Origin of the sequence: Mesorhizobium sp. M0991 (genome assembly GCF_040318915.1) — a bacterium.
Lineage (GTDB): Bacteria > Pseudomonadota > Alphaproteobacteria > Rhizobiales > Rhizobiaceae > Mesorhizobium.
The window spans coordinates 100,350-119,773 of the sequence record NZ_JAMYNE010000006.1 but is presented as its reverse complement, the minus strand read 5'-3'; the positions used below and the strand labels follow the sequence as shown (position 1 = coordinate 119,773).

Annotated in this window: 22 protein-coding genes; 16 read left to right on the top strand and 6 right to left on the bottom strand. The window is 64.5% G+C overall.

Annotated elements, in window-relative coordinates:
* Window positions 1–13: 13 nt before the first annotated feature.
* From NKH70_RS11625 to NKH70_RS11610, 4 genes are read left to right on the top strand one after another with little or no spacing between them, the layout of a single operon-like run.
* Window positions 14–616 carry a shikimate kinase gene (locus NKH70_RS11625; protein WP_352714236.1) on the top strand — a complete coding sequence of 201 codons (603 nt, stop codon included), beginning with the start codon at window positions 14–16 and terminating at the stop codon, window positions 614–616.
* Window positions 613–1,734: a 3-dehydroquinate synthase gene (gene aroB / locus NKH70_RS11620; RefSeq protein ID WP_352714235.1), complete on the top strand. Its 1,122-nt coding sequence runs from the start codon at window positions 613–615 to the stop codon at window positions 1,732–1,734. Before NKH70_RS11625 ends, aroB begins: the two co-directional genes overlap by 4 nt.
* Window positions 1,731–2,627: an HlyC/CorC family transporter gene (locus NKH70_RS11615; protein ID WP_353025280.1), complete on the top strand. Its 897-nt coding sequence runs from the start codon at window positions 1,731–1,733 to the stop codon at window positions 2,625–2,627. Before aroB ends, NKH70_RS11615 begins: the two co-directional genes overlap by 4 nt.
* 40 nt (window positions 2,628–2,667) lie before the next feature.
* Window positions 2,668–3,474, top strand: a complete 807-nt coding sequence (locus tag NKH70_RS11610; protein ID WP_352714232.1) for an alpha/beta hydrolase — start codon at window positions 2,668–2,670, stop codon at window positions 3,472–3,474.
* A gap of 1 nt (window position 3,475) precedes the next feature.
* Here the strand turns inward: NKH70_RS11610 and NKH70_RS11605 are convergent, their stop codons facing one another.
* Complete coding sequence (locus NKH70_RS11605) at window positions 3,476–3,778, bottom strand: BolA family protein (protein WP_352489390.1); 303 nt, start codon at window positions 3,776–3,778, stop codon at window positions 3,476–3,478.
* Between the two features lie 133 nt (window positions 3,779–3,911).
* Between NKH70_RS11605 and NKH70_RS11600 the strand changes: the two genes are divergently transcribed.
* From NKH70_RS11600 to NKH70_RS11575, 6 genes are all read left to right on the top strand, one after another.
* Window positions 3,912–4,541: a J domain-containing protein gene (locus NKH70_RS11600; RefSeq protein ID WP_254816626.1), complete on the top strand. Its 630-nt coding sequence runs from the start codon at window positions 3,912–3,914 to the stop codon at window positions 4,539–4,541.
* Window positions 4,542–4,664: 123 nt separating this feature from the next.
* Complete coding sequence (gene cobS / locus NKH70_RS11595) at window positions 4,665–5,651, top strand: cobaltochelatase subunit CobS (RefSeq protein ID WP_352489391.1); 987 nt, start codon at window positions 4,665–4,667, stop codon at window positions 5,649–5,651.
* 11 nt (window positions 5,652–5,662) lie between these two features.
* Entirely contained in the window at window positions 5,663–7,561 is a 1,899-nt protein-coding gene (gene cobT / locus NKH70_RS11590; RefSeq protein WP_352714230.1) for a cobaltochelatase subunit CobT, read from the top strand.
* On the top strand, window positions 7,558–8,583 hold the full coding sequence (locus NKH70_RS11585) for an esterase-like activity of phytase family protein (RefSeq protein ID WP_353025279.1): 1,026 nt from the start codon (window positions 7,558–7,560) through the stop codon (window positions 8,581–8,583). The genes cobT and NKH70_RS11585 overlap by 4 nt, the downstream gene beginning before the upstream one ends.
* Window positions 8,584–8,768: 185 nt before the next feature.
* Complete coding sequence (locus NKH70_RS11580) at window positions 8,769–9,137, top strand: ArsR/SmtB family transcription factor (protein WP_292664933.1); 369 nt, start codon at window positions 8,769–8,771, stop codon at window positions 9,135–9,137.
* Entirely contained in the window at window positions 9,134–9,619 is a 486-nt protein-coding gene (locus tag NKH70_RS11575) for an SRPBCC family protein (RefSeq protein WP_352714226.1), read from the top strand. Before NKH70_RS11580 ends, NKH70_RS11575 begins: the two co-directional genes overlap by 4 nt.
* Window positions 9,620–9,657: 38 nt before the next feature.
* Here the strand turns inward: NKH70_RS11575 and NKH70_RS11570 are convergent, their stop codons facing one another.
* The 3 genes from NKH70_RS11570 to rpmB all read right to left on the bottom strand — a co-directional run bounded on the left by NKH70_RS11570 (window position 9,658) and on the right by rpmB (window position 11,454).
* The gene (locus NKH70_RS11570; RefSeq protein WP_352714224.1) at window positions 9,658–10,332 is read right to left on the bottom strand and encodes a polyamine aminopropyltransferase; all 675 of its coding nucleotides are present in this window, start codon (window positions 10,330–10,332) and stop codon (window positions 9,658–9,660) included.
* 62 nt (window positions 10,333–10,394) lie between these two features.
* The gene (locus NKH70_RS11565; RefSeq protein WP_352714222.1) at window positions 10,395–11,075 is read right to left on the bottom strand and encodes a queuosine precursor transporter; all 681 of its coding nucleotides are present in this window, start codon (window positions 11,073–11,075) and stop codon (window positions 10,395–10,397) included.
* Between the two features lie 82 nt (window positions 11,076–11,157).
* On the bottom strand, window positions 11,158–11,454 hold the full coding sequence (rpmB, locus tag NKH70_RS11560; RefSeq protein WP_352714220.1) for a 50S ribosomal protein L28: 297 nt from the start codon (window positions 11,452–11,454) through the stop codon (window positions 11,158–11,160).
* A gap of 618 nt (window positions 11,455–12,072) precedes the next feature.
* Here rpmB and NKH70_RS11555 point away from each other — a divergent pair.
* Genes NKH70_RS11555 through NKH70_RS11545 form a run of 3 tightly spaced genes read left to right on the top strand, consistent with a single transcriptional unit; the run spans window position 12,073 to window position 14,481 of the window.
* Window positions 12,073–12,864 carry a DUF3108 domain-containing protein gene (locus NKH70_RS11555; RefSeq protein ID WP_352714218.1) on the top strand — a complete coding sequence of 264 codons (792 nt, stop codon included), beginning with the start codon at window positions 12,073–12,075 and terminating at the stop codon, window positions 12,862–12,864.
* A gap of 43 nt (window positions 12,865–12,907) precedes the next feature.
* A complete protein-coding gene (yddG, locus tag NKH70_RS11550; protein ID WP_352714216.1) occupies window positions 12,908–13,813 on the top strand; it encodes an aromatic amino acid exporter YddG in 906 nt (301 codons plus the stop codon).
* A complete protein-coding gene (locus NKH70_RS11545; protein WP_352714214.1) occupies window positions 13,810–14,481 on the top strand; it encodes a lysoplasmalogenase family protein in 672 nt (223 codons plus the stop codon). Before yddG ends, NKH70_RS11545 begins: the two co-directional genes overlap by 4 nt.
* A 4-nt stretch (window positions 14,482–14,485) precedes the next feature.
* Here NKH70_RS11545 and NKH70_RS11540 read toward each other — a convergent pair whose 3' ends face one another.
* A complete protein-coding gene (locus NKH70_RS11540; protein ID WP_352714212.1) occupies window positions 14,486–14,914 on the bottom strand; it encodes a cupin domain-containing protein in 429 nt (142 codons plus the stop codon).
* Window positions 14,915–14,935: 21 nt separating this feature from the next.
* Complete coding sequence (gene gloB, locus NKH70_RS11535; RefSeq protein WP_353025276.1) at window positions 14,936–15,703, bottom strand: hydroxyacylglutathione hydrolase; 768 nt, start codon at window positions 15,701–15,703, stop codon at window positions 14,936–14,938.
* Window positions 15,704–15,801: 98 nt separating this feature from the next.
* Here gloB and NKH70_RS11530 point away from each other — a divergent pair, with 98 nt between their 5' ends.
* The 3 genes from NKH70_RS11530 (at window position 15,802) to NKH70_RS11520 (ending at window position 19,418) form a co-directional block, all read left to right on the top strand.
* A complete protein-coding gene (locus NKH70_RS11530) occupies window positions 15,802–16,572 on the top strand; it encodes a class I SAM-dependent methyltransferase (protein ID WP_352489400.1) in 771 nt (256 codons plus the stop codon).
* A gap of 130 nt (window positions 16,573–16,702) precedes the next feature.
* Window positions 16,703–18,535, top strand: coding sequence for an ABC transporter ATP-binding protein/permease (locus tag NKH70_RS11525; protein ID WP_353025275.1), 1,833 nt, complete (start codon window positions 16,703–16,705; stop codon window positions 18,533–18,535).
* A 76-nt stretch (window positions 18,536–18,611) separates the two neighbouring features.
* Window positions 18,612–19,418: a DUF1194 domain-containing protein gene (locus tag NKH70_RS11520; RefSeq protein ID WP_352714209.1), complete on the top strand. Its 807-nt coding sequence runs from the start codon at window positions 18,612–18,614 to the stop codon at window positions 19,416–19,418.
* Window positions 19,419–19,424 lie beyond the last annotated feature (6 nt).

The following is a 19,424-nucleotide window of genomic DNA, read 5'->3' as shown; positions in this document are numbered from 1 at the left end:
GAGGCCTAGAAACATGAACGCGCTACCAGCAAATCCTCCGGGCGAGAGCCATGCCGCGCTGCTCGGCCGGCTGGGCGGCCGTTCCATCGTCTTTGTCGGGCTGATGGGCGCCGGCAAGACGGCGATCGGCCGCAAGGTAGCGGCGATGCTGGCACTGCCCTTCATCGACAGCGACCAGGAAATCGAAACTGTTTCGCGCATGAGCGTCCCGGACCTGTTCGAGCGCTATGGCGAGGCGGAGTTCCGGGCGCTGGAGCAGCGCGTCATCCTGCGTGTGCTGGAGCACGGGCCGCAGGTGCTGTCGACCGGCGGCGGCGCCTTCATGAACGCGCAGACGCGCGAGGCGATCGCCAGCCATGGCGTTTCGGTTTGGCTGAAGGCAGAGATCGACCTGTTGATGGAGCGCGTTTCCAAGAAGCAGAATCGGCCGCTGCTGAAAAGCGCCGAACCGCGCGCCGTGCTCGAACGGCTGATGGCGGAACGCTACCCGGTTTATGCCGCGGCCGACGTCACCGTGCCGACCCGCGACGACCGCAAGGAGATCATTGCCGCCGAAGTGGTGGACGCGCTGCGCGGCCACCTTGGCGTTGCCGACATTGACGAGGTGCGGTCGTGAGCGCTGATGCAGCGGTCTCTGTCGAAGTCGGGCTTGGCGAGCGTGCCTACGACATTTTGATCGGTCCCGGCCTGCTGGCACGCGCCGGCGCCGAGATTTCGCGCCGTCTGCCGGGGACGCGGGCGGCGGTCATCACCGACGAAAACGTCGCGGCCGCGCATCTCGCAACGCTTGCGGCCGGCCTGGCAAGCGGAGGCATCCAACATGCCGTCATCACGCTGCCGCCAGGCGAAAAGACCAAGAGCTTTGCGCATCTCGAAGAGGTGGTCGACGGCGTGCTGGCCGCCAAGCTGGAGCGCGGCGACGTCGTCATCGCGCTCGGCGGCGGCGTCGTCGGCGACCTCGCCGGCTTTGCCGCCGGCATCGCGCGGCGCGGCATGAACTTCGTGCAGGTTCCGACCTCGCTGCTGGCGCAGGTCGATTCCTCCGTCGGCGGCAAGACCGGCATCAACAGCAAGCGCGGCAAGAACCTGGTCGGGGTGTTCCACCAGCCCAGGCTGGTGCTGGCCGACACCGAAGTGCTCGACACGCTGCCGATCCGCGAGTTTCGCGCCGGCTACGCCGAACTGGCAAAATACGGGCTGATCGACCGGCCGCAGTTCTTCGCCTGGCTGGAAGAAAACTGGCGCCAAGTGTTTGCCGGCGGGCCGGAGCGGGGAGAGGCCATTGCCGAGGCCTGTCGCGCCAAGGCCGACGTCGTTGCCCGCGACGAGTTCGAGACCGGCGACCGCGCCCTGCTCAATCTCGGCCACACCTTCGGTCACGCGCTGGAGGCGGCGACCGGCTATGACGGCGCAAGGCTCGTGCATGGCGAGGGCGTCGCCATCGGCATGGCGCTGGCCCACCGCTTTTCGTCAAGGCTCAATTTGGCGAGCCCCGACGATGCGGCGCGTGTCGAGGCGCATCTTCGCGCCGTCGGCCTGCCCTGGCGCATGGCCAACATTCCAGGCGAACTGCCCGATGCCGAGACGCTGTTCTCCTTCATCACCCAGGACAAGAAGGTGTCGCGCGGCGCGCTGACCTTCATCCTGACGCGCGGCGTCGGCCAGGCCTTCATCGCCAGGGATGTGCCGGCCTCGGAAGTGCTGGCGTTCCTCAGGGAGAACCATCCGGGATGAGCCAGGCCGGCTGGATCGCGGCTGCCGTGCTCGCCGGCCTCGGTCTGCTGGGCTTCGTCTTGCGCCGGCGCCTGCTCGCCGCCTTCGGCTACGAGCTGCAGCGCATCGAGCCGCAGCGCTCGGCGCATGAGGAATTGCGCGGCGCCGTCGACGATTTCCGCCGCGACGGCCAGGTGGTGCGCGAGGACCGCGCCCGCATCGGCGGCCTGTTCGACCTCGAGGAGCTCGAAGTCTCCGACGTCATGGTCCACCGCACCAATATGCGCTCGGTCAACGCCGACGACCCGCCCGAAGCGGTGGTTCGCGAGATCCTGCAGAGCCCGCACACCCGCATGCCGTTGTGGAAGGGCTCGCTCGACAACATTGTCGGCGTGCTGCACGCGAAGGATCTGCTGCGCGCGCTGAACGAGGTCGGCAATGATTTTTCCAGGATCGACGTGATGAAGATCGCGTCGCGGCCGTGGTTCGTGCCCGACACCACGACGCTGCAGGAGCAGCTCAACGCCTTCCTGCGCCGCAAGGCGCATTTCGCCATCGTCGTCGACGAATATGGCGAGGTCGAGGGACTGGTGACGCTGGAGGACATCATCGAGGAGATCGTCGGCGAGATCGCTGACGAGCACGACATCGACATCCAGGGCGTCAAGCAGGAGGCCGACGGCTCCGTCGTCGTCGACGGCACGGTGTCGATCCGCGACCTCAACCGGGCGCTCGACTGGCACCTGCCGGACGAGGAAGCCACCACCATTGCCGGCCTTGTCATCCACGAGGCGCAGTCGATCCCGGACGAAAAGCAGGCCTTTACGTTTCACGGCAAGCGCTTCGTCGTCATGAAGCGCGACAAGAACCGGATCGCGCGGTTGAGGATCAAGCCGGCGATGCTTGGCGAATGACAGTGCGCGCCCCATGGCAACTGTGGGTAGTCAGGAGTTGATGACGATCGATCGGCGAAGCCTGCTTCTGGCGTCGATGGCGGCGCTGCTGCCGGGACAGGCGGCGGCATTGCGGCTGCGTTCGCCGTCGCCCGAAACCTTCGACTATGGGCCGGCCAAGCTCGACATCTATTCCCGCGACGGCGCAAACAGCCTGCCGGTCGTTTTCTTCGTCCATGGCGGCGCCTGGCGGGTCGGCAACCGCAACAATGTCAACTCCAAGCCTGGTTTCCTGCTCGACAATGGCTTCTGCTTCGTCTCGATCGACTACCGGATGCTGCCTGAAGCCGATGTCGCCACCCAGGCGGCGGATGTCGAACTGGCCTATCGTTACGTCCGTGCCAACATCGCCAGGCATGGCGGCGATCCGGGCCGAATCGTCGCCATGGGCCATTCGGCCGGCTGCCATCTCGTCGCATTGACCGGCCTGCGCGGCGGCCTGCCCGGCGTCGCGGCGCTGGTCCTCGACGACACCAGGGCCTACGACCTAGAGGCACTGGCCAGGAGCGGCGGCATGGAAGGGGTCTATGCCCGCGCCTTTCCCGATCCGGCGCAGTGGCGCGCGCTGTCGCCTGTCACCTATGTCGAAGGCCGCAAGCACCCGGCAACCTTCATCGCCCATTCGCGGGCGAAGACCCGTGCAGCGGACGCGCAGGCCTTTGCCGGGCGTCTGCGCGCCACCGGAACCAGAGTCACGCTGTTCGACGGTAGCGCCTATTCGCACATGTCGATCAATCGCGACTTCGGCACCGAGGGCGATGCATTGACCGCCGCGGTGATGGCTTTCCTGAGGGCGAGCCTCGGCTGAATTACCAGCGGGTCGTTTCGCCGGGCGCTGCCGGCTCGATTGCCAGGGCGTGGACGCCGGATTTCAACTCCTCGGCCAGCAGATCGTTGACGGCGCGGTGACGCTCGACGCGGCTCATGCCGGCAAAGGCGGGCGCGACGATGCGGACGCGGAAATGCGTCTCACCGGCGCCATCGAAGGTGGCGTGATGGCCGGAATCCACATGATGATGCCCGGCATGGAGATGGCTTTCGTTGATGACGTCCAGCCGTTCCGGCGAAAACGCCTTTTTCAGCTTATCTTCCATCGTTGCCTGTATGGACATCGCCGCTTCCCTTCACCACATCTACGTCATCGCACAAAATTCGCCATTCGCCGGTTTTATGCCGCGATTCAGCGGTTAGGGCGATCATCGCGAAAATGTCAATTCTTGTTTCGCATCCGCGAACAGCCCATAAATGGGTGAGATGAAGCCGTACCCAAAATATTTCGAAAAGATTCGCATCCGCCCGGAGAAGGACGCGGAGCTGAAGTCGCGTTCGCCGATCTGCCAGTGGGATGGCTGCAAGGAGGCCGGTACCCACCGCGCCCCGGTCGGACGGATGAAGGAAGGCGAGTATTTCCAGTTCTGCTTCGACCATGTGCGCGAGTACAACAAGGGCTTCAATTATTTCTCGGGCGTTCCCGATACCGAGATCGCCCGCTTCCAGAAGGAAGCCATGACCGGCCACCGGCCGACCTGGAAAATGGGCGTCAACGGTGCCTCGACACGCTCCTCGCCCGACTTCGCCCAGGCGCGCTCCGGCCGCGCCGGCTACTACAATCGCATGCGCGATCCCTTCGACCTGTTCAAAGGCCCGAAGGACCCGCGCGAAGCACGCGAGCGCAAGGCCAAGCCGCTTGAGGCCAAGGCACTGGAAACGCTTGGCCTTGATACAAAGGCAAGTGGCAAGGATATCAAGGCGCGCTATAAGGAACTTGTGAAACGCCACCATCCGGATGCGAATGGCGGCGACAGAGGTTCGGAAGACCGGTTCCGCGATGTGCTTCAGGCGTATCGCGTGCTCAAGCAGGCAGGTTTGTGCTGAGCGACCTTACGGTTCGTGTCGCTTTCCAACTTTCATAAGGTTGGAAAAGGCTCTAAGACCGCCCCCGAACAAAATCGATTGCCGGCGAAACGCGGCGTTTCGCTTGTGGAGACGTTGATAGAGATGAACAAGGTCGATCGCGACATCGCCAACCTGCCCGACACCACGGTGTCGGTGAAGGAGACATTCGGCTTCGACTCCAGGATGGTGGTGCCGGCCTATTCGGTGACGAGCGAGCATGTCCCCGACATCGATCCGGACTACCTGTTCGACAAGAACACGACCATGGCGATCCTCGCCGGCTTTGCCTATAACCGCCGGGTCATGGTGTCGGGCTATCACGGCACCGGCAAGTCGACGCATATCGAGCAGGTCGCCGCCCGCCTCAACTGGCCCTGCGTGCGTGTCAATCTCGACAGCCATGTCAGCCGTATCGACCTCGTCGGCAAGGACGCGATCGTCGTCAAGGACGGGCTGCAGATCACCGAATTCCGCGACGGCATCCTGCCCTGGGCCTACCAGCACAATGTTGCGCTGTGCTTCGATGAGTACGATGCCGGCCGCCCGGACGTGATGTTCGTCATCCAGCGGGTGCTGGAATCGTCGGGCCGGCTGACGCTGCTCGACCAGAGCCGGGTCATCCGCCCGCATCCGGCCTTCAGGCTGTTTTCGACCGCCAACACGGTTGGGCTGGGCGACACCACAGGCCTCTACCACGGTACCCAGCAGATCAACCAGGCGCAGATGGACCGCTGGTCGATCGTCACCACGCTGAACTATCTGCCGCACGACAATGAGGTGAACATCGTGCTGGCCAAGGCCAAGCATTATCGCGATGGCAAGGGCAAGGAGATCGTCAACAAGATGGTGCGTGTCGCCGACATGACGCGCTCGGCCTTCATCAACGGCGACCTGTCGACGGTGATGAGCCCGCGCACGGTCATAACCTGGGCCGAGAATGCCGAGATCTTCGGCAATATCGGCATGGCGTTCCGGCTGACCTTCCTCAACAAATGCGACGAGCTGGAACGCTCGCTGGTCGCCGAGTTCTACCAGCGCGCTTTCGGCGAAGATCTGCCGGAGAGCGCCGCCAACGTCGTGTTGGGCTAAGCAGAGTCTCGATGGCGGGTCCGGGCGACAACACGCGAAACAAATCCAAGACCGGCGCTGAGAACGACAGCTTCAAGCGTGCCGTCACCGTCTGCATGCGCGCGATCGCCGGCGACAAGGATCTCGAAGTCGGTTTCGCCAAGGACCGGCCGGCGCTGGCCGGCAGCCGCGCCCGGCTGCCCGAACTGCCGAAGAAGGCCTCGAAGGCGGACATCGCCATTACCCGCGGGCTCGGCGATTCCATGGCGCTGAAGCGCGCCTGCCACGATGTGCGCATCCACACCAGGCTGGCGCCGGAAGGCAAGCAGGCCCGCGCCATCTATGACGCGGTCGAGCAGGCCCGCGTCGAGGCGATCGGCTCTCGCGCCATGCAGGGTGTCGCCGACAATATCGGCTCGATGCTCGAGGACAAATACGCCAGGGCCAACCTCGTCGACGTCAAGGACAAGGCCGACGCGCCGATCGAGGAAGCGCTGGCGCTGATGGTGCGCGAAAAGCTGACCGGGCGCACTGCGCCGAAGAGCGGCGAACGGCTGGTCGATCTCTGGCGCCCCTGGGTCGAGGAAAAGGCCAGCGCCGACCTAGACGGGCTGTCGGCAAAGCTCGACGACCAGCAGGCTTTCGCCCGCGTCGTGCGCGACATGCTCGCCTCCATGGAGATGGCCGAGGAGCTCGGCGACGACCAGGAGACGGAAGACTCCGAGGACAACGACGAAAACCAGCCGCAAGGCGAGGAGCAGAGCGAAGAGGGCGGCGAGGACGATTCCGGCTCCGAGCAGTCGCAGTCCGAGGATACCGAGGCATCGTCCGACGACGAGCAATCGGCCGAGACGGAAGCCTCCGACGCCACCGCCGAGGATCTCTCCGACGATGACGACGCCGATGCGGAGACGCCCGGCGAGGCGCGCCGCAACGACAACCCCTTCACCAATCTGCCGAAAGAGATCGACTACAGGGTCTTCACCACGGCCTTCGACGAGACCGTAGGCGCGGAGGAATTGTGCGAAGAGGAGGAGCTCGACCGGCTGCGCGCCTTCCTCGACAAGCAGCTCGCCAACCTTTCCGGCGTCGTCGGGCGGCTGGCCAACCGGCTGCAGCGTCGCCTGATGGCGCAGCAGAACCGCTCCTGGGATTTCGACCTCGAAGAGGGCTATCTCGATCCGGCGCGGCTGGTGCGCGTCGTCATCGACCCGATGCAGCCCCTGTCCTTCAAGCAGGAGCGCGACACCAAATTCCGCGACACGGTGGTGTCGCTGGTGCTCGACAATTCGGGTTCGATGCGCGGCCGCCCGATCACCGTCGCGGCGACCTGCGCCGACATCCTGGCGCGCACGCTGGAACGCTGCGGCGTCTCGGTCGAAATCCTCGGCTTCACCACCCGCGCCTGGAAGGGCGGGCAGGCGCGCGAGAAATGGCTGAAGGAAGGCAAGCCGCCGAACCCCGGCCGGCTCAACGATCTGCGCCACATCATCTACAAATCCGCCGACCATCCGTGGCGGCGGGCGCGCCGCAATCTCGGGCTGATGATGCGCGAGGGCCTGCTCAAGGAAAACATCGACGGCGAGGCGCTGCTGTGGGCGCATAACCGGCTGATCGCGCGGCCGGAGCAGCGCAAGATCCTGATGATGATCTCGGACGGCGCGCCGGTCGACGATTCGACGCTGTCGGTCAATCCGGGCAATTATCTCGAGCGGCATCTGCGCGCCATCATCGAACTCATCGAGACGCGCTCGCCGGTCGAGCTTTTGGCCATCGGCATCGGCCACGACGTCACCCGCTACTATCGCCGCGCCGTCACCATCGTCGATGCCGAAGAGCTGGCCGGCGCCATGACCGAACAGCTGGCCTCGCTGTTCGCCGAGGAAACTGTGCGCGATACGCGGCGCGGCAGCATGCGGCGCGCCGGATGATTTTTTCCCGCGGCGGCTTTTGGCAGAAGCTTTTGGCCGCCACTGCGTTGTTAGGCATCAGTTTGGCGCCGGCTATCGCTGCCGGCCCGGCCTCGGTCGAGCCGGCCGAAATCTCGGCACGGCCGATCAGCGAATTCCACATCGGCCGGCCGGACAAACAGTTCGGGCCGCTCGAATTCGTCGGCGGGCTCGAAATGACCTCGCCGACGCGCGATTTCGGCGCGCTGTCGGCGCTTCGGTTCCTCAAGCCCGGCAGCGATTTCATCGGCGTCGCCGACACTGGTTTCTGGTTCTTCGGCACTCTCGTCCACGATGCCGACAAGCGGCCTTCCGGCATCGAGAATTTTCGCATGCAGCAGATGGTCGATGCGGCCGGCCAGCCGATCGGCGAGAAATGGGCGGTCGATGCCGAAGGCCTCGCGGTCCAGGACGGCATCGCCACGGTCGGCTTCGAGCGCGATCACCGTATCGCAGAGTTCAAGATCGACCCGGACGACATGAAGGCGCCGTTCAGGCAATTGGACTTCCTGATCCCGGCCGGGGAACTCCGCCGCAATCGGGGCTTTGAGACCGTCACCCGCGCCCATCCTTACGGACAGCACGCGGGCGGGCTGGTCGTGGTGTCGGAAAAGAGCCTCGACAAAGCCGGCAACATCTTTGCCGCGATCATCGAAGGGCCTCGCAAGGGCGTCTTCACCGTCAAGCGCAATGGCGATTTTGATATCACCGACGGCGCGTTCCTGCCGGATGGCGACCTGTTGCTTCTGGAGCGCAGTTTTTCGATGGCCGGCGGCGTCAAGATGCGTCTGCGGCGCATCTATGGCGAAAGCGTCGAGAAGGGCGCCGTTGCCGACGGGCCGGTGCTGCTTGAAGCCGACATGGGTTACCAGATCGACAATATGGAAGCCCTCGACGTCTGGACCCGCGACGACGGCGCGCTGATCGTGTCGCTGATGTCCGACGACAACCACTCGATCCTGCAGCGCAACCTCTATCTGGAATTCATCCTGCACGAGGATTGACGCGCGATCGGCCATTGACCGGCTGACGGCGATGCTGGCGTTTCCGCGCCGTTTCGCAGCTCGTGTAATTTCCCTTGGCAATGCCCCCTGGCAATAACCTGCGGGTTCCAGCCAGATTCGCCGCCTGCAAAAAACACTTTAGTCAAGACTTGACAATTTGTGCCATCGAAGGGACACTCAAGTCTATGCTTAAGTATTCCGAGATCGACAGCATCCTGCGAGCTCTTGCCGAGCCGACGCGCCGGGCAATCCTGGAAAGGCTGAGCCGCGGGCCGGCCACCGTCAGCCAGTTGGCGGAGCCGTTCGGCATGACGTTCGCCGCCGTGCTCCAGCATCTTCAGGCGCTGGAAGCGTGCGGGCTGATCCGAAGCGAGAAGGTCGGACGCGTGCGCACCTGCCGGATCGAGCCCGGCGGGCTCGCCCCGCTCGCCGACTGGATCGCCGCGCGCCGTACGCCGGCCGAACGCCACCTCGACCGTCTCGGCCAGATCCTGGCGGAGACTTCCCAACCGAACGCAACACTCCACGACCAGGAAAAGGACGACAAGAAATGAACCAGATTGCGCCCGTGAACGACGAGCACTCCGTCATCCATTCGACCTTCACGATCGAGCGGACCTATCCACAATCGCCCGAGCGCGTCTTCTTTGCCTTTGCCGACAAGGCGACGGTGCGGCGTTGGCGCGTCGAAGGTGACGGCTTCACCATCGCCGAATTCACCTTCGATTTCCGTGTCGGCGGCGGCGAGGTTTCGCGGTTCAGCTATCAGGGCGGCCCGGAAATCAGGCTCGATGCGCAGTTCCAAGACATCGTCCCTGACCGGCGCATCGTATTTTCCTACCGGATGGCGGTCGGGCCGCAGCCGCTGTCGGCGTCTCTCACCACCGTCGAGCTTGCACCTTCCGGCGACGGCACCCGCCTGACCTATACCGAACAGGGTGCGTTCTTCGATGGCGTCGATTCAGCGCAAGGGCGCGAGGAGGGCACGCGCGGGCTGCTGCAGGCGCTCGCTGCCGAGCTTCAGAACGCGCAGTAGAGGTTCGTCGGGGTATCGGGCGGCGTCCAACAAGGGGCCTATTGCCCCTTGCTCGCGAGCCAGACGATGTGACGGGCGCCGCGCTTGCCGTGAGCTCGCACCTTAACCTCGTCGACCGTGAAGCCCGCCTGCTTGAGCCTGAGGGTGAAACCTGCGTCAGGGCCCTGCGACCAGACCGCCAGCACACCGCCGGGCTTGAGAGCTGCTCTCGCGCTGATCAGGCCGGTGCCGCTGTAGAGCGCATCGTTGGCCTTGTAGACGATGCCCTCGGGGCCGTTGTCGACGTCGAGCAGGATCGCGTCCCAGGCCGATGCTTGCGATCGGATGAGCTGACCGACATCGGTCTCGCGAATGCCTACGCGCCGGTCGTCAAGGCAGCCGTCGAAAACCTCGGCCATCGGGCCGCGCGCCCACGTCACGACCGCCGGTACCAGTTCGGCAACGGTGACCTTCGCATCGGCGCCAAGCTCGGCCAGCGCCGCGCGCAAGGTAAAGCCCATGCCGAGGCCGCCGATCAGGATGCTTGGGTTCAGGCGGCCGGCAATCCTTTGACAAGACAGTTTGGCCAGCGCCTCTTCGGAACCGCTGAGCCGGCTGTTCATCAGCTCGTTCGCGCCAAGCATGATCGAGAATTCGCCGCCGCGCCGCTTCAGGCGGAGTTCCTGTCCGCCGTCAGGCGTTTTTGCCGAGTCCAGTTGAAGCCAGGGGATCATGCTCGATAGTCTTTGAGCATGATCTTGTCCGAAAACCGGTTCCCACTTTTCGGGATCATGCTCTATGCCGCCAGTGCCGGCTGGCTCCAGCGGGCGGCAAGCAGCCTGTAAGGGATCAGCGCCACCACCGCTATGACCAGCTTGACGCTGAGATCGCCGAGCGCCCAGGATATCCAGCGCATCGTCTCGACCGGCAGCACGCCCATCAGCGGCGCGGTCTCCAGCGCAAAGCCGTCGTTCGGCCCGGCGAAGGCGAAAGCCGCCGCAAAGGCGACGGTGAAAAACACCACCGTATCGAAGACGGAGCCGACCAGCGTGCCGACGATCGGTGCGCGCCACCAGCTCTGCCGGCGCAGCCGGTTGAACACGGTGACGTCGAGCAACTGCGCGGTGAGGAAGGCCGCGCCCGACGCCGCGGCAATGCGCACCAGCCGGTCGGCGGCGGTCTCGAATTCGATCAGGCCGTGGCGAAACAGCAGCGGTGGGATGACGATCGAGCAGACCACCGCTGTCATGAAGCCGACAAAGACGATCCTGCGCGCCACCGCCGGGCCGTAGCGGCGGTTGGCGAGATCGGTGACTAGGAAGGAGAACGGATAGGTGAAGGCGCCCCAGGTCAGGATGTCGGCCAGCGACAGCCCGCCGATTGCACCCTGCATCGGGAACTGCACAAGGATGTTCGAAGCCACGACGACGAGTGCCATGGCCGCCACGAAGGGCAGGTACCGCGAGAGGAAAATCATTTTTTTATCCTGGGTGATGGAACCAGCGGAACCCGATCCGGAACCCCGGTCACGCCCTGGAAGGCGGCTGCCGCCGAAAAACTCAGGCGGCCGGCCGTTCGGCGAGCTTCTTGGCGATCTGCTTCTTCAACAGGCGGGCGCGCTGCGACAATTCCTTGGCGTCAGCCTTGACCAGGAAGGCATCGAGGCCGCCGCGATGCTCGACCGAACGCAGCGCGTTGGCCGAAATGCGCAGGCGCACATTCTGGTTCAGCGCTTCCGAGATCAACGTCACATTGACGAGATTGGGCAGGAAGCGACGCTTGGTCTTGTTGTTGGCGTGGCTCACATTGTTGCCGGACATGACTGCCTTGGCAGTGAGTTCGCAGGTGCGGGACATGATACTAACCTTCGGTTCTCGGTCCTGGCCAAACATTCGACCCGCGCCGGGTGGCGCGCGGTTTCGGTCAGGCGGCCTTATGGAAAAAGTTGGCGTTCCATAGTTGCATTTCGCCGATGCGTCAAGCTTGGGGTTGCTCGGAAGAGGGGAATCGCACTTTCGGAGAAGGCGCTACCAGCGAAGCTGCCGATCTCCCCCTTGCGGAGGAGATGGCCGGCAGGCCAGAGGGGCTGTCCCTCCGACTTAGCACCGTTGCAGCCAAAACTCTCGGCACTGGGAGGATAAACTGAACCTTGGCGATCCGTAACACCCCCTCTGCCCTGCCGGCCATCTCCTCCGCAAGGGAGAGATCGGCAAATTCGTCGAGGGCGCCACATTTTGTTCTTGCTTTGTGCCGGCAGCTATGCTATTAATTTCGGTATGGTGCTGGTTCGCACCGCCGACCCGCCCACCGAGGCGGGTTTTTCATTTCCGGCTTCCGTCAGCTCCCACCGACCAGCCCCAGCGTTTCCTGCCGAAGCCGCCTTTCACATTAAGGCCGGAATTCAGCCTATAAACGGTCGCACAGGGACATGCCAGACCGGAGCCGCCCGTCCGGTCGACAATCAAGGACCCGCCATGCCTCGTTCTTTCCTCCATGCCCTGATCGTGTTGGTGGCCGTCGTGCTGTCGACGACGGCTTCGACCGCAGAGCCGCAATCCTTCACGGGCGAGTATTCGGTGTCGTTCCTCGGCCTCTCCGTGGCCAAGGCGAAATTCTCCAGCGATTACGAGGGCGACACCTATTCGATCGAGGGCAGCGTCTCCGCCGCCGGGCTCGCCACTTTGTTCGACGATACGCGAGGCACGATCTCGTCGAAGGGCAAGATTTCGGGCAAGCAGTTGCAGCCGCAAGCGTTCCACGCCGACTACACGTCCGGCAAGAAGGCATCGATGATCGACATCCAGTTTGCCAACGGCGTCGTCACCTCGACCAAGGTCGTGCCTGAGCCGAAGAAGCGCAATCCCAACAACTGGATACCGCTGGTCGGCAGCGATCTCGTATCCGTCCTCGATCCGATGGCCGCGACCGTCATCCATGCCGACAGCCTCGACCAGGTCTGCGGGCGCACGGTGAAGCTCTATGACGGCGAAATGCGTGCCGATCTGAAACTGACCTACGAGTCGAAAGGGTCGATCTCGGTGACCGGCTACAAGGGCGATACGGTCACCTGCAGGCTAGGCTTCGAGCCGGTGGCCGGCTACCGCAAGAACCGCAAGGCGCTGAACTACCTGAAGAAACGCAGCCGCATCATGGTGACGTTTGCACCGGTCGGCCAAAGCGGCGTATATGCGCCGATCCGCGCCACGGTCAGCACGCAAATCGGCCCGTTGACGATCAGCGCGGAGCGGTTCGAAGCAAACGAATAGGCGTGATGGTGCGCCGCCAACGATGGGCACGGGGGCGACGGATATGGCGCGCGCAACACTGATCGGCTTCTCCGCGGTCGCCATGTGGGCGCTGCTGGCGCTGCTTACGGATGCTTCGGGCGCCGTGCCGCCGTTCCTGCTTTCGGCAATCACCTTTACGATCGGCACCTGCGTCGGGCTGGTTGCCCGGCTGTTCATGCCGGCAGCCGACGGCGCCGCGAAGACACCGCGCCAGGTCAAAATACCACGCAAAGTCTGGGTGATTGGCATTGCCGGCCTGTTCGGCTACCACTTTTTCTACTTCACCGCGCTGCGCAATGCGCCGGCCGTCGAGGCCAGTCTGATCGCCTATCTGTGGCCGCTGCTGATCGTGCTGGGATCGGCGCTGATGCCTGGCGAGCGGCTGGCCTGGAACCATATCGTCGGCGCGCTGCTCGGCCTTGCCGGCACGGTCCTGATCGTCACCAAGGGCGGCGGGCTTGCCTTCGATGCGCGTTATGCCTTCGGCTACGCCATGGCCGGCGTCTGTGCGGTGCTGTGGTCGTCCTATTCGCTGTTGTCGCGGCGCTTCCCGTCGGTACCGACCAGCACCGTCACCTGGTTCTGCGCCGCCACCGCGGCCCTTTCGCTCGTCTGCCATCTGTTGCTTGAACAGACGGTGCTGCCCGACGGCGCCGGCCAGTGGCTGGCCGTGCTCGGCCTCGGTCTGATGCCGGTGGGGGCGGCGTTCTATGCCTGGGACATAGGCGTCAAGCGCGGCAACATCCAGGTGCTGGGGGCGGCGAGCTATGCCGCGCCGCTGCTGTCGACACTGGTGCTGATCGCCGCCGGCTTCGCCGAGCCGTCATGGCGCATCCTCGCCGCCTGCGTGCTGATCACCGGCGGCGCGGCGCTGGCGGCGAAATCGCTGTTCCTGCGCAAGAGGGCTACGAGCGAGGCAAACGCATGATGCCGTTTCCCGGCGGCATCGATGCCAATGCCAATGCGACGCTGGTGTTTTCGTTGGCGGCGACGGTGATTTACGCGTTCAGCCTCGGCATGCGGCCGCGTCTTTCGCGGTCGGCGGCAAGGACATTGGCGGTTGCAATGCTGGCGGTGCTGGTCGTGCAGCAGGGCGGCCCATGGCTGCTCGTCGCCGCGCTGGGCGCCAGTGCCATCGGCGACGCCTTCCTGTCGCGCGACGGCGAGAAGGCATTTCTTGGTGGCACGGCCAGCTTTCTTGCCGCGCATGTGCTTTACGTCGTGCTGTTCCTGCGTGCCGGCGGCGGCCTCGGACTGCTTTCGGCCGAGCCATGGCGGGCAGCGATCGTGCTGGCGATGGTCGTGTCGGTGCTGGCCATGCTTTTCGCGCTCCGGCGCCGCGTCGGCCCCGCCTTGCGTTTGCCGATCGGTGTGCATGCCGCGGCACTGCTTGCCATGGGCATTGCGGCGCTCACCCTGAACAGCGTCTGGGTCATTGGCGGCATCGTCCTGCTCATCCTGTCCGACGGGCTGCTCGCTTCGGAAAGGTTCCTGCTGCCCGCCATCTCGCCGCATCGCATTTGGGTGCGCCATGCGGTCTGGGCGCTGTATTACGCCGGCCAGCTCGCGATCACGCTGGGTTTCCTGCTGGGCTAGGTGCCTAGGGCGTGCCCGGCAGCCAGCCTGGTTCGGCAAGTTCGAAGGCGGCGAAATCGAAACCCGGCGCCACGGTGCAGCCGACCAGGGTCCATTCGCCGAGGCTGCGTGCCGACTGCCACCAGCCTGCCGGCACGACGATCTGCGGCCGCTCGCCCGCGGCAAGCGCCGTACCGAGGATCTCCTCGATGACGGGACCGCCTTCTCGGTGTATCGACAGCGCCAGCGGCGCACCGTTATAGAAATGCCAGACCTCGGCCGCGTCCTTGACCCGGTGCCAGGCGGACAATTGGTCCTTCTCGAGGAGGAAATAGATCGCCGTCGAATGGCCGCGCGTGCCTGCCGCGCCGTCGCGAAAGGTCTCGGCATACCAGCCGCCTTCCGGATGCGGCTTCAGGCCGAGCAGGGCGATGATTTCGGCGGAACTGGTCATGACCCTAGCTCCTGGCGCCGCTCAGAAATTGTCCTTGCGCTTGCGGATCTCGGCGAACACTTCGGCGTCGGAGGCCTTCTCCAGGCCGAGATGCCTGCGGATCGCCGGATCGTGCCAGCGCAGGAACGGATTGGTCGACAGTTCCTCGCCGATCGTCGTCGGCAGCGTCGGCTTGCCGTCGGCGCGCAGCGCCTCGACTTTCGCGGCGCGCTCTTTCAGCGCCGAATTGGTCGGGTCGACGGTCAGCGCGAAACGGGCATTGGCCAGCGTATACTCATGGCCGCAATAGACGACCGTCTCGGCCGGCAGCGCCGCGAGCTTCTTCAAGGATTCGTACATCACCGGCGGCTTGCATTCGAGCAGCCGCCCACAGCCGAGCGCAAACAGCGTGTCGGCGGCGAATGCCACTTTCGACGCCGGTAGATGATAGGTGACGTGGCCTGCCGTGTGGCCGGGTGTGGCGATGACCTCGATCCGCTCGTCGCCGAGGTGGACGACCGAGCCTTGCTCGACAGTTTCGTCGATGCCGGGAATCTTTGCCTTTTCGGCTTCCGGCCCGACAATGCGCAGCTTGAAACGCTCCTTCAGCGCCAGATTGGCCTCGACATGGTCGAGATGGTGGTGAGTGGTCAGGATCATCGTCGGGGTCCAGCCGGTGCGCTTGATCGCCGCCAGGATCGGCGCCTCCTCGGGCCCATCGATGAGCGCCGTCTGACCGCTTTTCGGGTCATGCACCAGCACGCCGAAATTGTCGCTGCGGCACATGAATTGTTCGATCTCGACCGGCATCGTATCTCTCCCTTTATTGGCGCAGACATAGGGCGCCTGCCAGCCGATGTCATCTGCCTTTGTTGAACTTGGACTGCTTCGAAGCTACCGTTCCGCCCATGCATTCAGACATTGTCGACCTCCGTTCGTTTTATTCGACCACGCTCGGCCGCCTGGCCGAACGCTCGATCACCATGGCGCTGTCCTCGATATGGGCCGTCGTGCCCAACGAGCGGCTGGTCGGCCTCGGCTACACCTTGCCGTGGCTGGAGCGCTTCGGCAGCGATGCCGAGCGTGTCTTTGCCTTCATGCCGGCGACGCAGGGCGCAGTGGTCTGGCCGGCGACCGGGCCGACAGCGACCGCCCTGGTCTTCGATGAGGAACTGCCGCTGGTCGATTCCTGCATCGACCGCATGCTGCTCGTCCATTCGCTCGAACATGTCGAGAACCCGCGCGAGACGCTGAACGAGATCTGGCGGGTGCTGTCGCCGGCCGGCCGTGTCGTCATCGTCGTGCCCAACCGGCGCGGCGTCTGGGCGCGCTTCGAGCACACGCCTTTCGGCAATGGCCGGCCGTTCTCGCGCGGCCAGCTGACCGAATTGCTGCGCGAAGCGAATTTCACGCCGGCGGCGTGGTCCGATGCGCTGTTCTTCCCGCCGTCGCCGCGACGCTTCATGATGCAGTTCCACAATGTGCTGGAACGCGCCGGCCGGCGCTTCTGGCCGATCTTTTCGGGCGTTATCGTCGTCGAGGCGCAGAAGCGGCTCTATCAAGGCGTGCCGGTTGCCCAGCGCGCGTCCCGCCGTGTCTTCGTGCCGGTTCTCTCGCCGCATGGCGCGCCGACGCTTGGCCGGCTGTCGCGGACCGAACGTCTGGCGCCGCCAAGATGACGCGTTCGTGATCCGACGCAGGCTTTTTCTCACCTATCTGTCGCGGACAGGTTGGCTGCCCGATTGAAGGCATACGCGGTCGATTCTATGACCGGGTTTCAGCACCGCTTCCGAATGCAAGGATCCACTCATGGCTGATCTTCCGGATGTCGAGGCCAGTGCCCAGAAGCTTGCCACGTCGATTGAAGCCAGCAGCCTGCGTGAGCAGCTGGCAACAATCAAATTGGCGCTGACCACCTCGCCAGTGCGAAGGCAATTGTTTTGGGCCGCGATCGGCATCGTCGCAGTCATCGTGGCGAGCTCGATCGGGCAGATTCTGCTCAATCGCTGGAACCAGCCTTTCTACGACGCGCTGGCGCGGCGCGACATGCCGGCTTTCCTGCATCAGCTTCTGGTCTTTGCCGGCATCGCCGGCGGGCTTGTGGTGCTCAATGTCGGCCTGACCTGGCTCGACCAGATGCTCCGCCTGAAGCTGCGCGAGGCGCTGACGCTCGACCTGATCGACGAATGGATGCGGCCGGCGCGTGCCTTCCGGCTGACCCATGCCGGCGCCATCGGCGTCAATCCCGACCAGCGCCTGCAGCAGGATGCCGGGCATCTCTCCGATCTTTCCACCGGCCTCGGCATCGGCCTGCTGCAGTCCTGCATCCTGCTTGCCTCCTTTGTTGGGGTTCTGTGGTCGCTGTCTTCCGGCTTCGTCTTCCACATAGGCGGCCATTCGCTGGCCATACCCGGCTACATGGTCTGGGCGGCGATCCTTTATGCTGGCACCGCTTCGTGGTTGAGCTGGCTGGTCGGGCGGCCGCTGATCCGCTTCAACAACGATCGCTATACGCGCGAAGCGGAGCTGCGCTCCTCGGTGGTTCGCGTGAACGAGAATGTCGATGCCATCGCGCTCGCGCATGGCGAGGCCGATGCCAGGCGCCGCCTCGAATTCGATCTTGGCATGGTGCTGGGCGCCATGCGGCGCATCTACAGCGCCCAGATCAATCTTTCCTGGGTTACCGACACCTATGGCTGGATCACTGTCGTCGCGCCGATCCTTGTCGCTTCACCGGTCTATTTCGCCGGCGATATCAGCTTTGGCGGCTTGATGATGGCAGTCGGCGCTTTCAACCAGGTCCATTCCTCGCTGCGTTGGTTCATCAACAATATCGGCGGCATCGCCGATTGGCGCGCCACGCTGATGCGGGTCGCCGACTTCCGCATCGCGCTCGGCGACACCGACGCGCTGCACAATACGGAAAGGCGTATCGCCTTCGGCGAAAATCCGGACGGCAGCCTCACCTTCGAGAAACTTGAGATTGCCTCGCCGGAGGGATGCACCAAGCTTGCCGAGCCGCATGTTGAAATCCGCGCCGGCGACCGCGTCATGATCACCGGAGATCCGGGCGCCGGCAAGACGCTGTTCTTCCGCGCCATTGCCGGTTTGTGGCCATGGGGCAGCGGCCGCATCGGCATGCCGGCCGGAGAAGCGCCGATCTTTGTTCCGCGTACGCCCTATTTCCCGCTCGGCAAGCTGCGCGAGGTGCTCAACCATTCAGACGGCGCGGCGGAGGCGAGCGATGCCGAGATTTCGGAGGTGCTGGCGGATGTCGGGCTGCAGCGCCTGTCGTCCTCGCTCGATCGCTCGGCGCGCTGGGAGCGTGAACTCAGCGACGACGAGCAGCGTCTGTTGGCCTTTGCCAGGCTCGCCTTGCGACGGCCGAAATGGGTGATCATCGACGAGGCGCTGGACGCGTTCGACGGCCCGACGCTGAGGCAAGTGCTGTCGATGCTGGAGAAGCGCCTTCCCGACGCCGCGATCCTCAATATCGGCCGCGGCCAGCACAATGCCCGCTTTTTCCGGCGGGCGTTGACCATCGTCAAGGATGCCGGCCAACCGCCACTCAAGCCCGCCCGTATCAGGGCAGGTGCCATCGAACCGCCCCTGGCTATCGCCTCGGCTGGCCGAAAGAAATAGAAGGCAAGCTTTATTTCGCCGCGATCGCGGCGAAAAACTGTCGCGATCGTTTCAGATGGGGACGTTCCGATCGGCCATGCTTGACGCTCTCGCCCTGCTCGCCTGCCTTGCCTGCACCCCGGCGGCACCTGCGGCCGCGCCCGCCAATGCAATTGCCGTCGATGTCGAACTGGTGCTGGCCGTCGACATCTCGCAGTCGATGGATGAAAGGGAGTTTGCCCTGCAGCGCGCCGGCTATGTCGCGGCGCTGCGCCACCCCGACTTCATCAACGCCGTGCGTGCCGGCACCTCCGGCCGCATCGCCATCGCCTATTTCGAATGGGCCGGCACGATCCGCGACGATGCGGTCATTGCCTGGCAGGTCGTCGACAGCAAGGAGAGCGCCAACGCTTTCGCCGACAAGATCGCGGCCCGCCCGTTCAGGAGCTTTCGCGGCACCTCGATTTCCGGTGCAGTGGCCTTCGGCGCCGAGCTTTTCAACGGCACGGCCTTCGCCGGCAAACGCCGCGTCATCGACGTCTCGGGCGACGGCCCAAACAACACCGGCTTGCCGGTCACAACGGCACGCGATGCGGCGCTGGCGAAGGGCATCGTCATCAACGGCCTGCCGATCCTGATCAGCCCGTCACCTACCTTCAGTCATCTCGACCGGTATTATGCCGAATGCGTTACCGGCGGGCCGGGCTCGTTCGTGCTGCCGATCTATGCTGCTTCCGAATTCGCCACCGCCACTCGCCGCAAACTGATCCTCGAGGTCAGCGGCATCGAGTATCCCAGGGAAGATCCGAGGACGATCCGCGTCGACGCACCGATCGACTGCCTGCAAGGCGAGCGCGACCGGCGGTTTTTCTCCGACCCGTATTTCCCGGAACTCGACCGGTAAGGCTTG

Bases quoted from the DNA above. Each gene is read 5' to 3' on its own strand.
- NKH70_RS11625 (WP_352714236.1), top strand. From the start codon at position 14: ATGAACGCGCTACCAGCAAATCCTCCGGGCGAGAGCCATGCCGCGCTG.
- NKH70_RS11615 (WP_353025280.1), top strand. From the start codon at position 1,731: ATGAGCCAGGCCGGCTGGATCGCGGCTGCCGTGCTCGCCGGCCTCGGT.
- NKH70_RS11610 (WP_352714232.1), top strand. From the start codon at position 2,668: ATGACGATCGATCGGCGAAGCCTGCTTCTGGCGTCGATGGCGGCGCTG.
- NKH70_RS11605 (WP_352489390.1), bottom strand. From the start codon at position 3,778: ATGTCCATACAGGCAACGATGGAAGATAAGCTGAAAAAGGCGTTTTCG.
- NKH70_RS11600 (WP_254816626.1), top strand. From the start codon at position 3,912: ATGGGTGAGATGAAGCCGTACCCAAAATATTTCGAAAAGATTCGCATC.
- cobS (WP_352489391.1), top strand. From the start codon at position 4,665: ATGAACAAGGTCGATCGCGACATCGCCAACCTGCCCGACACCACGGTG.
- cobT (WP_352714230.1), top strand. From the start codon at position 5,663: ATGGCGGGTCCGGGCGACAACACGCGAAACAAATCCAAGACCGGCGCT.
- NKH70_RS11585 (WP_353025279.1), top strand. From the start codon at position 7,558: ATGATTTTTTCCCGCGGCGGCTTTTGGCAGAAGCTTTTGGCCGCCACT.
- NKH70_RS11580 (WP_292664933.1), top strand. From the start codon at position 8,769: ATGCTTAAGTATTCCGAGATCGACAGCATCCTGCGAGCTCTTGCCGAG.
- NKH70_RS11575 (WP_352714226.1), top strand. From the start codon at position 9,134: ATGAACCAGATTGCGCCCGTGAACGACGAGCACTCCGTCATCCATTCG.
- NKH70_RS11570 (WP_352714224.1), bottom strand. From the start codon at position 10,332: ATGATCCCCTGGCTTCAACTGGACTCGGCAAAAACGCCTGACGGCGGA.
- NKH70_RS11565 (WP_352714222.1), bottom strand. From the start codon at position 11,075: ATGATTTTCCTCTCGCGGTACCTGCCCTTCGTGGCGGCCATGGCACTC.
- rpmB (WP_352714220.1), bottom strand. From the start codon at position 11,454: ATGTCCCGCACCTGCGAACTCACTGCCAAGGCAGTCATGTCCGGCAAC.
- NKH70_RS11555 (WP_352714218.1), top strand. From the start codon at position 12,073: ATGCCTCGTTCTTTCCTCCATGCCCTGATCGTGTTGGTGGCCGTCGTG.
- yddG (WP_352714216.1), top strand. From the start codon at position 12,908: ATGGCGCGCGCAACACTGATCGGCTTCTCCGCGGTCGCCATGTGGGCG.
- NKH70_RS11545 (WP_352714214.1), top strand. From the start codon at position 13,810: ATGATGCCGTTTCCCGGCGGCATCGATGCCAATGCCAATGCGACGCTG.
- NKH70_RS11540 (WP_352714212.1), bottom strand. From the start codon at position 14,914: ATGACCAGTTCCGCCGAAATCATCGCCCTGCTCGGCCTGAAGCCGCAT.
- gloB (WP_353025276.1), bottom strand. From the start codon at position 15,703: ATGCCGGTCGAGATCGAACAATTCATGTGCCGCAGCGACAATTTCGGC.
- NKH70_RS11530 (WP_352489400.1), top strand. From the start codon at position 15,802: ATGCATTCAGACATTGTCGACCTCCGTTCGTTTTATTCGACCACGCTC.
- NKH70_RS11525 (WP_353025275.1), top strand. From the start codon at position 16,703: ATGGCTGATCTTCCGGATGTCGAGGCCAGTGCCCAGAAGCTTGCCACG.
- NKH70_RS11520 (WP_352714209.1), top strand. From the start codon at position 18,612: ATGCTTGACGCTCTCGCCCTGCTCGCCTGCCTTGCCTGCACCCCGGCG.